10 protein-coding genes and 1 riboswitch are annotated in these 13,760 nt (G+C 72.9%); all 10 genes read left to right on the top strand.

Annotated features, from left to right (window positions below; genetic code table 11):
- Positions 1 to 117: 117 nt before the first annotated feature.
- The 10 genes from ACZ7L0_RS11030 to cobI all read left to right on the top strand — a co-directional run bounded on the left by ACZ7L0_RS11030 (position 118) and on the right by cobI (position 13,755).
- Entirely contained in the window at positions 118 to 867 is a 750-nt protein-coding gene (locus ACZ7L0_RS11030) for a lysozyme (protein ID WP_471242133.1), read from the top strand.
- A 154-nt stretch (positions 868 to 1,021) separates the two neighbouring features.
- Positions 1,022 to 2,272 carry an inorganic phosphate transporter gene (locus ACZ7L0_RS11025; protein WP_471242132.1) on the top strand — a complete coding sequence of 417 codons (1,251 nt, stop codon included), beginning with the start codon at positions 1,022 to 1,024 and terminating at the stop codon, positions 2,270 to 2,272.
- A 35-nt stretch (positions 2,273 to 2,307) separates the two neighbouring features.
- The gene (locus tag ACZ7L0_RS11020; RefSeq protein WP_471242131.1) at positions 2,308 to 2,535 is read left to right on the top strand and encodes a hypothetical protein; all 228 of its coding nucleotides are present in this window, start codon (positions 2,308 to 2,310) and stop codon (positions 2,533 to 2,535) included.
- 104 nt (positions 2,536 to 2,639) lie between these two features.
- Positions 2,640 to 2,779, top strand: a riboswitch (cobalamin riboswitch).
- A 101-nt stretch (positions 2,780 to 2,880) separates the two neighbouring features.
- Positions 2,881 to 3,825, top strand: coding sequence for a cobalamin biosynthesis protein (locus ACZ7L0_RS11015; RefSeq protein ID WP_471242130.1), 945 nt, complete (start codon positions 2,881 to 2,883; stop codon positions 3,823 to 3,825).
- Positions 3,822 to 5,354, top strand: coding sequence for a cobyric acid synthase (locus ACZ7L0_RS11010; RefSeq protein WP_471242129.1), 1,533 nt, complete (start codon positions 3,822 to 3,824; stop codon positions 5,352 to 5,354). Before ACZ7L0_RS11015 ends, ACZ7L0_RS11010 begins: the two co-directional genes overlap by 4 nt.
- Positions 5,351 to 9,004: a cobaltochelatase subunit CobN gene (gene cobN, locus ACZ7L0_RS11005; protein ID WP_471242128.1), complete on the top strand. Its 3,654-nt coding sequence runs from the start codon at positions 5,351 to 5,353 to the stop codon at positions 9,002 to 9,004. Before ACZ7L0_RS11010 ends, cobN begins: the two co-directional genes overlap by 4 nt.
- A complete protein-coding gene (locus tag ACZ7L0_RS11000; RefSeq protein WP_471242127.1) occupies positions 9,001 to 11,013 on the top strand; it encodes a putative cobaltochelatase in 2,013 nt (670 codons plus the stop codon). Before cobN ends, ACZ7L0_RS11000 begins: the two co-directional genes overlap by 4 nt.
- Entirely contained in the window at positions 11,013 to 11,612 is a 600-nt protein-coding gene (cobO, locus tag ACZ7L0_RS10995) for a cob(I)yrinic acid a,c-diamide adenosyltransferase (protein WP_471242126.1), read from the top strand. The genes ACZ7L0_RS11000 and cobO overlap by 1 nt, the downstream gene beginning before the upstream one ends.
- Positions 11,612 to 13,009 carry a cobyrinate a,c-diamide synthase gene (locus ACZ7L0_RS10990; protein WP_471242125.1) on the top strand — a complete coding sequence of 466 codons (1,398 nt, stop codon included), beginning with the start codon at positions 11,612 to 11,614 and terminating at the stop codon, positions 13,007 to 13,009. The genes cobO and ACZ7L0_RS10990 overlap by 1 nt, the downstream gene beginning before the upstream one ends.
- The gene (gene cobI / locus ACZ7L0_RS10985) at positions 13,006 to 13,755 is read left to right on the top strand and encodes a precorrin-2 C(20)-methyltransferase (RefSeq protein WP_471242124.1); all 750 of its coding nucleotides are present in this window, start codon (positions 13,006 to 13,008) and stop codon (positions 13,753 to 13,755) included. Before ACZ7L0_RS10990 ends, cobI begins: the two co-directional genes overlap by 4 nt.
- Positions 13,756 to 13,760 lie beyond the last annotated feature (5 nt).

Genomic DNA, 13,760 nt, shown 5'->3' with positions numbered 1-13,760 from the left:
GCGCATAACGCCATAAATCCCCCTCTTTCAGTGATTGGCCGGAGATCATCTGTCATCTAATGATCTTCCGTTATCGTCTGCACGTTTTGTCGTGCACGTTGCCATTCCGGGGGATCCATGGCCCGTGATCACACATCACCGTCCCGTCACCGTGTCCGCCCGCTCGTCGCGGCCGCGGCCGTCCTCGCCGTCGGAGCGACGGCCCTCGCCGGGGTCCAGGCCTCGGCGGCGAGCCTGCCGAGGGGACATGACGTCTCGTCCCACCAGAAGACCGTCGACTGGCAGGTCGCGAAGGCGAAGGGCGCCAGGTTCGTCTACATCAAGGCGACCGAGTCGACCGACTACCGCAATCCCTACTTCACCCAGCAGTACGAAGGCTCGCGCGACGCCGGCCTGGTCCGCGGCGCGTACCACTTCGCCCTGCCCAACGAGTCGCCGGGCGCCGTGCAGGCCGCGTACTTCGTGCGCCACGGCGGCGCCTGGAGCGCGGACGGCTGGACCCTGCCGCCCGCGCTGGACATCGAATACAACCCGTACGACAAGAAGCGCGAGTGCTACGGACTGAGCCGGCCGAGCATGGTGGGCTGGATCCAGGCCTTCAGCGACGAGGTGAGGCGGGAGACCGGCCGCCGTCCGGTGATCTACACCACCACCCACTGGTGGAACACCTGCACCGGCGGCAGCCACGCCTTCGCCGCCGACCACGCGCTGTGGATCGCCCGCCACTCGGGGGATCCGGGGACGCTGCCCGCCGGATGGTCGTCCTGGACCTTCTGGCAGTACGACAACAGCGGCGGCCTGCCGGGTGACCAAAATCTCTTCAACGGCTCCCCCGCCAGGCTGAAGTCGTTCGCCCGGGGCAGCTGACCAAGGGGCGTCCGGGCCGTTCCGCGGCGACGAGCCGAAACGGAACGGCCATTCCCCCCTTCTGACACCATGATGCCCATCCCAGTTCACCTTCCGTTCACCCAGGTTGCCTACGTTCAACCAGCCAATGACGCTCGAACGATTGCCTGGGTAAATGGAAAGCTTCTCGCTGATCCTCGCGATTGTGGTGGTAACCGCACTCGCGTTCGATTTCACGAACGGTTTCCACGACACCGCCAACGCGATGGCCACCACCATCTCGACCGGTGCGCTCAAGCCCAAGGTCGCGGTGGCCATGTCCGCCGCGCTGAACCTTGTAGGCGCCTTCCTCTCCGTGGAGGTCGCCAACACGATCTCCAAGGGTCTCGTCGACGAGACCGGCATCCGTCCCGAGGTCATCTTCGCCGCCCTGGTCGGCGCGATCCTCTGGAACCTGCTGACCTGGCTGGTGGGACTGCCCTCCAGCTCCTCCCACGCCCTCATGGGCGGCCTGATCGGCGCCACCATCGCCTCGGCCGGCACGGGCGCCGTCCACGGCGACGCGCTCGTCACCAAGGTGCTGCTCCCGGCCGTCGCGGCCCCGGTGGTCGCGGGCCTGGCGGCGATGGTCGCCACCCGGTTCTCCTACGCGATCGGCAAGAACGCCGACGGCGAGGCCGCCCGCAAGGGCTACCGCGCCGGCCAGATCGCCTCGGCCGGCCTGGTCTCCCTCGCGCACGGCACGAACGACGCGCAGAAGACCATGGGCATCATCACCCTGGCCCTGATCGCCGGCGGCTCCATAGCCCCGGGCTCCAACCCTCCCACCTGGGTCATCCTCTCCGCGGGCGTGGCCATCGCGGCCGGCACCTTCCTCGGCGGCTGGCGCATCATCCGCACCATGGGCAAGGGCCTGACCGACCTCCAGCCGCAGCAGGGCTTCGCCGCCCAGACCAGCGCCGCGACGGTCATCCTGGCCTCCTCCCACCTGGGCTTCTCCCTCTCCACCACGCACTCGGTCTCCGGCTCCGTGATGGGCGCCGGTCTGGGCCGCAAGGGCGGCGTGGTCCGCTGGTCCACGGCGACCCGCATGTTCGTCGCCTGGGGGCTCACGCTTCCGGCCGCCGCCCTGGTCGGCGCGCTCGCCGAGAGCGTGACGGACCTCGGTGACTGGGGCACCGCGCTGGTGGCGGTCTTCCTGGTGGCCTCCAGCGCCGCGATCTGGAAGATCTCCCGCCGCGAGGTCGTCGACGCGGGCAACGTCAACGAGATCGAGGAACCCCCCGGCGTGGTGACCACCGCGATCGCCGTGGTCACCCCTCCCCCCACGGGCACCGTGACCGAGGACCTGACGGCCACCATCCCGTCCCCCGCGGCGCCCGTCGCCACCGCCGACCCGGCGACCCCGCCGGCCGCGGCCGTCTGACACCGAGACCCGGTCAACAAGAAAGCAGCTCCGATATGAAGATCGACTGGGCGGCCCTCGGCTCCGTCTTCGGTGTCAGCCTCGCGGTCACCGTCGGCATGGTGGCCCTCTTCACCCTCGGCATCACGGGTCTGTCCCGCCGCGAACGCGCCGCCGCGCAAGGCGACTCGGCCGCGCTCGCCGTCACCGGCGCGTACCTGTGCTTCGCGGCCTGCGCCGCGGCGGTGGTGTACGGCATCTACCTGATCATGGCCAAGGCCTGACCGAGGCCCGCAAGGCTCCTCCCCGCTCTGCGGGGAGGAGCCTTTTGGCGTTCGGTGTGGGCCTCAGCACACTGTCCCGTCGCAGGTCAACAGCGAGTTGACGGCCCTTCCGGGGCCGTGGTGGACTGCCGGGGCCATCTACGGCGGCAGGAGAGGAAGCCGGTGCGAATCCGGCGCGGTCCCGCCACTGTCACCGGGGTAGGAAGCCCCGGGAGCCAGGAACTCTCACCGCCGGTCTCGTCGAACCAGGGCGCGGACACCCTGAGTGAGGACATATCGCCATGCTCGCCTGCCGTTCGAGGTACCGCACCGGATCGCTGCCCGACCCCACGGCCGGCTGAGCCGATGCGTGCCGATCGCGTCTTCGCGTACGGCGCCGCCACCGGCCTCCTCGGCGACCACCTGCTCGGCGATCCCCGCCACGGGCATCCGGTCGCCGTGTTCGGGCGGGCCGCGGGCGCCGTGGAGCGGGTGCTGTGGCGGGACCACCGGGGATGGGGCGCGCTGCACACCGCGGTCTGCGTGGGCGGCGCCGTGTCGCTGGGGGCGCTCGCCGCATCCGCCGTACGTCCCTCCCGTACCGCCTCCGTCGCCCTGACCGCCGCCGCCACCTGGGCCGTCGTGGGCGGGACCTCCCTCGCGCGGGAGGCCCGGCGCATCGGGCGGGCGCTGGAGGCGGGGGACGTCGAGGCCGCCCGGGCGCGGCTGCCGCACCTGTGCGGACGGGATCCGCAGGCGCTCGACGCCGACGGGATCGCCCGGGCCGTCGTCGAGTCCGTCGCCGAGAACACCTCCGACGCGGTGGTGGGAGCCCTGGTGTGGGGGGCCGTGGCCGGGGTGCCCGGACTGCTCGGGTTCCGGGCCGCCAACACCCTCGACGCCATGGTCGGCCACAAGTCGCCCAGGTACCGGCGCTACGGGTGGGCCTCGGCCCGGCTCGACGACCTCGCGGGCTGGCCGGGAGCCCGGCTGACCGCGGCGCTGGCCGCCGTGGCCGGCGGCGACCCCCGGGGTGCCGTACGGGCCTGGCGGGCCGACGCGGCCAAGCATCCGAGCCCCAACGCCGGGCCCGTGGAGGCCGCGTTCGCGGGCGCACTGGGAGTGCGGCTGGGCGGGACGCTGTCGTACGCGGGGCGGGTCGAGCACCGGCCCGTGCTCAACGGCGGCGCGGGGCGCGCCGTCGCCACTCCCGACATCGAGCGGGCCGTACGGCTCTCCCGGCGTGTCGGCCTGCTCGCGCTCGGTGTCTGCGTCGCCGCGCGCACCGTCACGAAGGGACGTAGGTCATGAACGGCGGGCTGCTCGTCGCCGGCACCACCTCCGACGCCGGCAAGAGCGTCGTGACGGCCGGGATCTGCCGCTGGCTGGTGCGGCAGGGAGTCAAGGTCGCGCCCTTCAAGGCGCAGAACATGTCGCTCAACTCGTTCGTGACGCGCGAGGGCGCGGAGATCGGGCGGGCGCAGGCCATGCAGGCGCAGGCGTGCCGCGTGGAGCCGACCGCGCTGATGAACCCCGTCCTCCTCAAGCCCGGCGGTGAGCAGAGCAGCCAGGTGGTGCTCCTGGGCAAGCCGGTGGGCGAGCTGAGCGCGCGCGGCTACCACGGCGGGCGGCAGCAGCGGCTGCTGGGAACCGTGCTCGACTGTCTCGCCGAGTTGCGGGGCACGTATGACGCGGTGATCTGTGAGGGGGCCGGTTCGCCCGCCGAGATCAATCTGCGGCGGACCGACATCGTGAACATGGGGATCGCGCGCAACGCCCGGCTTCCCGTGCTCGTCGTGGGCGACATCGACCGCGGGGGCGTCTTCGCCTCCTTCTTCGGGACCGTCGCCCTGCTGTCGCGGGAGGACCAGGAACTGGTCGCCGGGTTCCTCGTCAACAAGTTCCGGGGGGACGTCTCGCTGCTGGAGCCGGGGCTCGACATGCTGCACGGGCTCACCGGGCGGCGGACGTACGGCGTCCTGCCGTTCCGGCACGGGCTCGGCATCGACGAGGAGGACGGACTGCGGGTGTCCCTGCGGGGGACGGTCCGCGAGTCGAACGTCGCCCCGCCGGTCGGCGAGGACGTCCTGCGGGTCGCCGTCTGCGCGATTCCGCTGATGTCCAACTTCACCGACGTGGACGCGCTGGCCGCCGAACCGGGCGTCGTGGTGCGGTTCGTGGACCGGCCCGAGGAACTGGCCGACGCCGACCTCGTGGTGATCCCGGGAACCCGGGGCACGGTCCGGGCGCTGGAGTGGCTGCGGAAGCGCGGGCTGGCGGACGCGCTCGTCAGAAGGGCCGCCGAGGGGCGGCCGACCCTCGGCGTCTGCGGCGGCTTCCAGATCCTCGGCGAGCACATCGAGGACGAGGTCGAGTCGCGCGCCGGTCAGGTGCCAGGACTCGGACTCCTTCCCGTCCGCGTGCGGTTCGCCCACGAGAAGACCCTCACCCGGCCCGTCGGCGAAGCCCTCGGCGAACGCGTCGAGGGGTACGAGATCCATCACGGGGTCGCCCGGATCGACGGGGGTGACACGTTCATCTGCGATGACGAGGGAAACAGCCTCGACGGCTGCCGGGTCGGCCAGACCTGGGGCACGCACTGGCACGGCTCGCTGGAGTCGGACGGCTTCCGGCGTGCCTTCCTGCGCGAGGTGGCGGCCGCCGCGGGCCGCCGCTTCGTACCCGCCCCCGACACGTCGTTCGCCGCGCTGCGCGAGGAGCAGCTCGACCGGCTCGGCGACCTGATCGAACAGCACGCGGACACGGACGCGCTCCGGCGGCTCATCGAGTCGGGCGCGCCGCAAGGACTGCCCTTCATTCCACCGGGAGCGCCCGCATGAGCACAGTGTTGTTGTTGTCCACCGCCGACACCGATCTGCTGGCGGCGCGGGCCTCCGGCGCCTCCTACCGGATCGGCAACCCGACCCGGGTGGACGTCGCGGAGGAGCTTCCCGGACTTCTCGACGGCTCCGACGTCGCCGTCGTACGACTGCTCGGCGGCAAGCGTGCCTGGGAGGACGGGCTGGCCGCGCTGAAGGCGTCCGGGATCCCCACCGTCCTGCTCGGCGGGGAGGCCGTGCCCGACGCGGAGTTGATGGCCGAGTCGTCCGTGCCCGCCGGTGTCGTGGCGGAGGCCCTTCGGTATCTCGTCGAGGGCGGCCCGGCCAACCTGACCGAGCTGGCCCGGTTCCTGTCCGACACCGTGCTGCTGACCGGTGAGGGGTTCGTCGAACCGCAGAAGATGCCCGAGTTCGGTGTGCACGGGGAGCGTGCCCGTGCCGAGGGCCGTCCGACGGTCGGCGTGCTCTTCTACCGGGCGCACGAACTCAGCGGCAACACCGCCTTCGTGGACACCCTGTGCGACGCCATCGAGGCGCACGGCGCCAACGCCCTGCCCGTGTACTGCGGTTCGCTGCGCGGCGCCGACGCCGGGCTGTACGAGATCCTCGGGCAGGCCGACACACTCGTCGCCACCGTGCTGGCCGCGGGCGGCACGCACGCCTCGCAGGCCTCGGCCGGCGGTGACGAGGAGGCCTGGGACATCGGGGCGCTGGCCGACCTCGACGTCCCCGTGCTGCAGGGCCTGTGCCTGACCTCGTCGAAGAGCGCGTGGGACGAGTCCGACGCCGCGCTCTCCCCCATGGACGCGGCGATGCAGGTCGCCATCCCGGAGTTCGACGGCCGCCTCATCACCGTGCCGTTCTCGTTCAAGGAGCAGGGGCCGGACGACGTACCCGTGTACGTCGCCGACCCCGAGCGGGCCGCGCGGGTCGCCGGGATCGCCGTACGGCACGCGCGTCTGAAGCACCGGCCGAACGCCGAGAAGAAGCTCGCGCTGGTCTTCACCGCCTATCCCACCAAGCACTCGCGGGTCGGCAACGCGGTCGGCCTGGACACGCCCGCGTCGGCGGTGCGGGTGCTGGACGCGCTGCGTGCCGCCGGGTACGTGGTCGAGGGGTACCCGGACAACGGCGACGAGCTGATCCACCGGCTCATCGCGGCCGGCGGCCACGACGTGGAGTGGCTCACCGAGGAGCAGCTGGCCGCCGCGCCCGCGCGCGTCCCTCTCGCCGACTACCGGGCGTGGTTCGACAAGCTCGACCCCGAGCTGCGGGACGGCATGCTGGAGGCGTGGGGCGAGCCGCCGGGCAGCCTGTACGTGGACGGCGACGACATCGTGCTCGCCTCCCTCCGGTTCGGGAACGTCGTGGTGATGATCCAGCCGCCGCGCGGCTTCGGGGAGAACCCGATCGCGATCTACCACGACCCCGACATGCCCCCGTCGCACCACTACATGGCCGCCTACCGCTGGCTGGAGAACAGTTTCGGCGCCGACGCGATCGTGCACATGGGCAAGCACGGCACCATGGAGTGGCTGCCGGGCAAGGGCCTCGGACTGAGCGGGGGCTGCGCCCCGGACGCCGTCCTGGGCGACCTCCCCCTGATCTACCCCTTCATCGTCAACGACCCCGGCGAGGGCACCCAGGCCAAGCGGCGCGGGCACGCCACGGTCGTCGACCACCTCGTGCCGCCGATGGCCCGTGCCGACACCTACGGCGACCTGGCCAAGCTGGAGCAGCTGCTCGACGAGTACGCGCTCGTCTCCGACCTGGACCCGACCAAGGCGCCGGCCGTACGCGCGCAGATCTGGACGCTGGTGAAGGCGGCCGAGCTCCACCACGACCTGCACGTCGACGAACAGCCCGGCGACGACGACTTCGACGAGTTCGTCATGCACATCGACGGCTATCTGTGCGAGATCAAGGACGTGCAGATCCGCGACGGTCTGCACATCCTGGGCGGCGGCCCGGTCGGCGAGCCGCGGGTGAACCTGGTGCTCGCCGTGTTGCGCGCCTCGCAGGTGTGGGGCGGCAAGGCGAACGCGCTGCCGGGCCTGCGGGCCTCGCTCGCCGCGCACTTCGGGCTGGTGGAGAAGGAGCTGCTGGCCGAACCGGGTGCGCCGGTGAAGCTGCCGGTGGAGCTGACGGAGCTGGTGGAGGGCCCGGCGCGGACCGCGGCCGACGCGATCGACCTGCTGGAGCAGCTGTGCCGCCAGGTCGCGGAGGGCATGGAGTCCCGGGCGTGGGACGTGACGGCCGCCGCGCCTCTCGTCCGTGACGTCCTGGGCACCGAACTCCCGGACGCGGTGGCCGTGCTGGAGTTCGCCTGCACCGAGGTCGTGCCGCGGCTCGCGAAGACCACCGACGAGATCGGCCACATCCTGCGGGCCCTCGACGGCGGTTACGTCCCGGCGGGCCCGTCCGGCTCGCCGACGCGCGGGCTGGTCAACGTGCTGCCGACCGGCCGGAACTTCTACTCGGTGGATCCCAAGGCCATTCCGTCGAGGCTGAGCTGGGAGGTCGGTCAGTCGCTGGCGGACTCCCTCGTCCAGCGGTACCTCCAGGACACCGGCGAGTACCCCAAGTCCGTCGGCCTGACGGTCTGGGGCACCTCCGCCATGCGCACCCAGGGCGACGACATCGCGGAGATCCTCGCCCTGCTGGGCTGCCGTCCCGTCTGGGACGACGCCTCGCGCCGGGTGACCGGCTTCGAGATCGTGCCGCTCGCCGAGCTGGGCCGTCCCCGCGTCGACGTCACGGTCCGCATCTCCGGCTTCTTCCGGGACGCGTTCCCGCACGTCGTCGGGCTGATCGACGACGCGGTACGGGCGGTGGCCGAACTGGACGAACCGGCCGAGTCCAACTACGTACGGGCGCACGCCGACGAGGACACCGCCGAGCACGGCGACCGGCGGCGCGCGACCGCCCGTATCTTCGGCTCGAAGCCGGGGGCGTACGGCGCCGGTCTGCTGCCGCTGATCGACGCCCGCAACTGGCGCTCGGACGCCGACCTCGCCGAGGTGTACGCGGTGTGGGGCGGCTACGCCTACGGGCGGGGGCTGGACGGGCGGGCGGCGCGCGGGGACATGGAGACGGCGTTCAAGCGGATCGCCGTCGCCGCGAAGAACGTCGACACCCGCGAGCACGACCTCGTCGACGCCGACGACTACTTCCAGTACCACGGCGGCATGGTCGCCATGGTGCGGCATCTGACGGGGGCCTCCCCCGAGGCGTACGTGGGCGACTCCGCCGTGCCGGACCAGGTGAAGACCCGCACGCTCGGCGAGGAGACCCATCGCGTCTTCCGCGCCCGCGTGGTCAACCCGCGCTGGATGGCGGCGATGCGCCGGCACGGCTACAAGGGCGCCTTCGAGATGGCGGCGACCGTCGACTACCTCTTCGGCTACGACGCCACGGCCGGCGTGGTCGACGACTGGATGTACGAGAAGCTCAGCGCGGAGTACGTCTTCGACGCCGAGAACCGGGACTTCATGAAGAAGTCCAACCCGTGGGCGCTGCGCGGGATCACGGAACGGCTCCTGGAGGCCGCCGACCGGGGGCTGTGGGCGGAGCCGGACGCGGACACGCTGGAGCGGCTGCGGGCCACCTACCTGGAGCTGGAAGGCGACTTGGAGGGCGACGAGAAGTGACTACCCCGTTTCCGTTCACGGCCGTCGTCGGCCAGGACGACCTGCGGCTCGCGCTGCTGCTGAACGCCGTGTCCCCGGCGGTGGGCGGTGTGCTGGTGCGCGGCGAGAAGGGCACGGCCAAGTCGACGGCGGTGCGCGCGCTGTCGGCGCTCATGCCCGAGGTGGACGTCGTCTCCGGGTGCCGGTTCTCCTGCGACCCCGGCTCACCCGACCCCGCCTGCCCGGACGGGCCGCACGAGCCGGGGGCGTCCGGGTCGCGTCCGGCGCGGATGGTCGAGCTGCCCGTCGGCGCCTCCGAGGACCGGCTGGTCGGCGCGCTCGACATCGAGCGGGCTCTGGCGGAGGGCGTGAAGGCCTTCGAGCCCGGGCTGCTCGCCGACGCGCACCGGGGGATCCTGTACGTCGACGAGGTCAACCTGCTGCACGACCACCTGGTCGACCTGCTGCTGGACGCTGCCGCGATGGGCGCCTCCTACGTCGAGCGCGAGGGCGTCTCCGTCCGGCACGCGGCGAAGTTCCTGCTCGTCGGCACCATGAACCCCGAAGAGGGCGAGCTCAGGCCCCAGCTTCTCGACCGGTTCGGGCTGACCGTGGAGGTCGCGGCCTCGCGGGAGCCGGAGCAGCGGGTGGAGGTCGTGCGGCGGCGGCTGGCGTACGACGACGATCCGGCCGCCTTCGCCGCCCGGTGGGCGGACGAGGAGGCCGCCGTACGGGCGCGGATCGTGGCGGCGCGGGAGCTGCTGCCGTCGGTGCGGCTGGGCGACGGGGCGCTGCGGCAGATCGCGGCGACCTGCGCGGCCTTCGAGGTGGACGGCATGCGCGCCGACATCGTGATGGCCCGTACCGCGACCGCGCTGGCCGCCTGGGCCGGGCGGACCGATGTGCTCGCCGAGGACGTCCGGCAGGCGGCGCTGCTCGCGCTGCCGCACCGCAGGCGGCGCAATCCCTTCGACGCGCCCGGTCTCGACGAGGACAGACTCGACGAGACGCTGGAGCAGTTCGGCGACTCCCCCGACGACGAGGACCCGGACCCGGACCCGGACGGCCCCGGTGGCGGTGGCGGCGGGCAGCCCCCGCAGGGTGACGGCGACCCGCAGGGCGGTGACACCGGCGCGCGCCCGGAGGCCGGTGAGGGCGGGGAGCCGCAGGCTTCCGGTGCCGGGGCGGGTGAGCAGGCGCCCGTGCGGGCCGCCGAGCCCTTCCGCGCCAAGGTGCTGAGCGTCCCCGGCCTCGGCGAGGGCGCCGCCGGCCGGCGCTCCCGGGCGCGGACCGAGCACGGGCGGACGACCGGCGCCCGCCGCCCGAGGGGCACGCTGACCAAGCTGCATCTGGCGGCGACCGTACAGGCCGCCGCCCCGCACCAGCGGGCGCGCGGTCGGTCGGGGCCGGGGCTGGTGGTGCGGCGGGACGATCTGCGGCAGGCCACCCGGGAGGGCCGCGAGGGGAACCTCGTGCTGTTCGTGGTGGACGCCTCCGGGTCGATGGCGGCCCGGCAGCGGATGAGCGCCGTGAAGGGGGCGGTGCTGTCGCTGCTCCTCGACGCCTACCAGCGGCGGGACAAGGTGGGACTGGTGACCTTCCGGGGGAAGGACGCGCAGGTCGCCCTGCCGCCGACCTCCTCCGTGGACGCGGCGGCGGCCCGGCTGGAGTCGCTGCCGACCGGCGGCCGGACGCCGCTGGCCGCGGGGCTGCTGAAGGCGCACGAGGTGCTGCGCGTGGAGCGGCTCAGGGATCCGGCGCGGCGGGCGCTGGTCGTGGTGGTGACGGACGGGCGGGCCACCGGTGGCCCGGAGCCGGTCGCGCTGGCCGGGCGTGCGGCCCGGCTGTTCGCCGCCGAGGGGACCGCCTGCGTGGTCGTGGACTGCGAGTCGGGGCCCGTGCGGCTGGGGCTCGCCGGACAGCTCGCGGGTGAGCTCGGCGGTACGGCGGTGACGCTCGACGAGTTGCGGGCGGACTCGATCGCCGGGCTGGTCAGGGATGTGCAGGGGACTTCGAGGAGGGCCGCGTAATGCCGCAGGGACAGCCGAGTGTCGTACCGGACGACGGACTGACGACCCGTCAGCGGCGCAACCGGCCGCTGGTCGTCGTGCACACCGGGATCGGCAAGGGCAAGTCGACCGCCGCCTTCGGGCTCGCGCTGCGCGCCTGGAACCAGGGGTGGCCGATCGGGGTGTTCCAGTTCGTCAAGTCGGCGAAGTGGAAGGTCGGCGAGGAGAACGCGCTGCGCGTGCTCGGTGCCTCCGGGGAGGGCGGGAGCGTCGACTGGCACAAGATGGGCGAGGGCTGGTCCTGGGTCCAGCGCGACGACCAGATGGACAACGAGGAGAAGGCCCGCGAGGGCTGGGAGCAGGTCAAGCGGGACCTGGCCGCGGAGACGTACAAGCTGTACGTGCTCGACGAGTTCGCCTACCCCATGCACTGGGGGTGGGTCGACACGGACGAGGTCGTGGAGGTGCTGCGGGACCGGCCCGGGACCCAGCATGTCGTGATCACCGGGCGTAACGCGCCCGGGAAGCTCGTCGACCTCGCCGACCTCGTCACCGACATGTCCAAGGTCAAGCACCCCATGGACGCCGGGCAGAAGGGGCAGAGGGGCATCGAGTGGTGATGTCCTCGTCCGTGCCCCGGCTGGTCATCGCCGCGCCGTCGTCCGGCAGCGGCAAGACCACCGTCGCCACGGGGCTGATGGCCGCGCTGACCGGGCGGGGGCTCGCCGTCTCCCCGCACAAGGTCGGGCCCGACTACATCGACCCCGGGTATCACGCGCTCGCCACCGGGCGGGCGGGGCGCAACCTCGACGCGTACCTGTGCGGGCCCGAGCTGGTCGGGCCGCTGTTCCTGCACGGGGCGCGCGGGTGCGACATCGCCGTCGTCGAGGGCGTGATGGGCATGTACGACGGGGCCGCCGGGGAGGGTGAACTGGCGTCCACCGCGCAGGTGGCGAAGCTGCTGCGGGCGCCGGTGGTGCTGGTCGTGGACGCGTCGTCGCAGTCGCGGTCCGTGGCGGCGCTGGTGCACGGGTTCGCCTCCTGGGATCCGGAGGTGCGGGTCGGGGGCGTGATCCTGAACAAGGTGGCGTCGGACCGGCACGAGGAGTTGCTGCGGGAGGCGCTGGACTCGGCCGGGGTGCCCGTGTTGGGGGTGCTGCGGCGGGTGGCGCAGGTGGAGACGCCGTCGCGGCATCTGGGGCTGGTGCCGGTCGCCGAGCGGCGGGCTTCGGCGGCGGAGGCCGTTGCCGCCATGGCCGCGCAGGTCTCCGGCGGGTGTGATCTGGAGGCGTTGGTCGCGCTGGCGCGTGGTGCGGGGGCGTTGTCGTGCGCGGCTTGGGATGCGGCTGAGGCTCTGGCGCCCGCGGCGGAGCCGCTGATGGACGCGGCGCCCCCGCCGCCGCTGGAGGGCGCACGGGTGAAGGTTGCCATCGCCGGTGGCCCCGCCTTCACCTTCTCGTACGCCGAGCATGCCGAGCTTCTCACCGCCGCCGGTGCCGACGTCGTCCCCTTCGACCCCCTGCGGGACGAGCGGCTCCCGGACGGCACGGCGGGCTTGGTGATCGGCGGCGGTTTCCCGGAGGTCTACGCCTCGGAGCTGTCCGCCAACGAACCCCTCCGCAAGGCCGTCGCGGCGCTCGCGGAGACCGGTGCTCCGGTCGCCGCCGAGTGCGCCGGGCTGCTCTATCTCTGCCGCGAGCTCGACGGGCAGCCGATGTGCGGGGTGCTGGACGCCACCGCGCGGATGGGCGAGCGGCTGACCCTCGGCTACCGGGACGCCGTGGCCGTCGGCGACAGTGTGCTCGCCGTGGCCGGTACCCGGATGCGGGGGCACGAGTTCCACCGGACGGTGGTGGAGCCCGGCGCCGGGGAGGCGCCCGCATGGGGGGTGCGCGCCCCGCGCAGGCGTGTCGAAGGTTTCGTACAGCAGGGCGTGCACGCGAGTTATCTGCACACGCACTGGGCGTCCGTGCCCGGTGTGGCCCGTCGGTTCGTGGAGAGGTGCCGGACGTCATGAGCAGCAGACTGGTCGGAGTCGGGGTGGGTCCCGGTGATCCGGAGCTGGTGACCGTCAAGGGGGTCAACGCCCTGCGCGCGGCCGATGTCGTGGTCGTACCCGTGATGGCCGCGTCCGACGGAAAGGACGGCGGCGAGCGGGGGCGGGCGGAGGCGACCGTGCTGCACTACGTGCCGGAAGAGAAGGTCGTCCGGGTGGTGTTCGCGCTGAACGAGCGGACCGACCGGGCGCGCCGGGAGGCGGCCTGGGACGCGGCCGGGGAGCGGGTCGCCGAGTTGCTGCGGGGGCATGGCTCGGTGGCGTTCGCGACCATCGGGGACCCCAACGTGTACTCGACGTTCACGTATCTGGCGCAGACGATCGCGGAGCTGGTGCCGGGGGTCGTCGTGGAGACCGTGCCCGGGATCACCGCGATGCAGGATCTGGCGGCGCGGTCGGGTGCCGTGCTGACGGAAGGGACCGAGCCGCTGACGCTGGTGCCGGTCACCGCGGGTTCGGCGGTGCTCAAGGAGGCGCTCGACGGGCCCGGGACGGTGGTCGCGTACAAGTTCGGGCGGCAGGCGGCGGAGGTCGCTGAGGCGCTGCGGGAGACCGGGCGGCTCGGGGACGCCGTGTGGGGGTCGGCGCTGGGGCTGGCGGAGGAGTTCATCCGGCCGGCCGCCGAGCTCGAGGGGGGTCCGCTGCCGTACCTCTCGACGCTGATCGCGCCCGCGCGGCGCGACGGCGGGCGGGGCGGCAAGCTGTGATCCCG

Source organism: Streptomyces sp. NPDC039424 (genome assembly GCF_055639495.1).
Note: the sequence above shows the minus strand (reverse complement) of the source record. Positions and strands in the feature narration are given on the sequence as shown.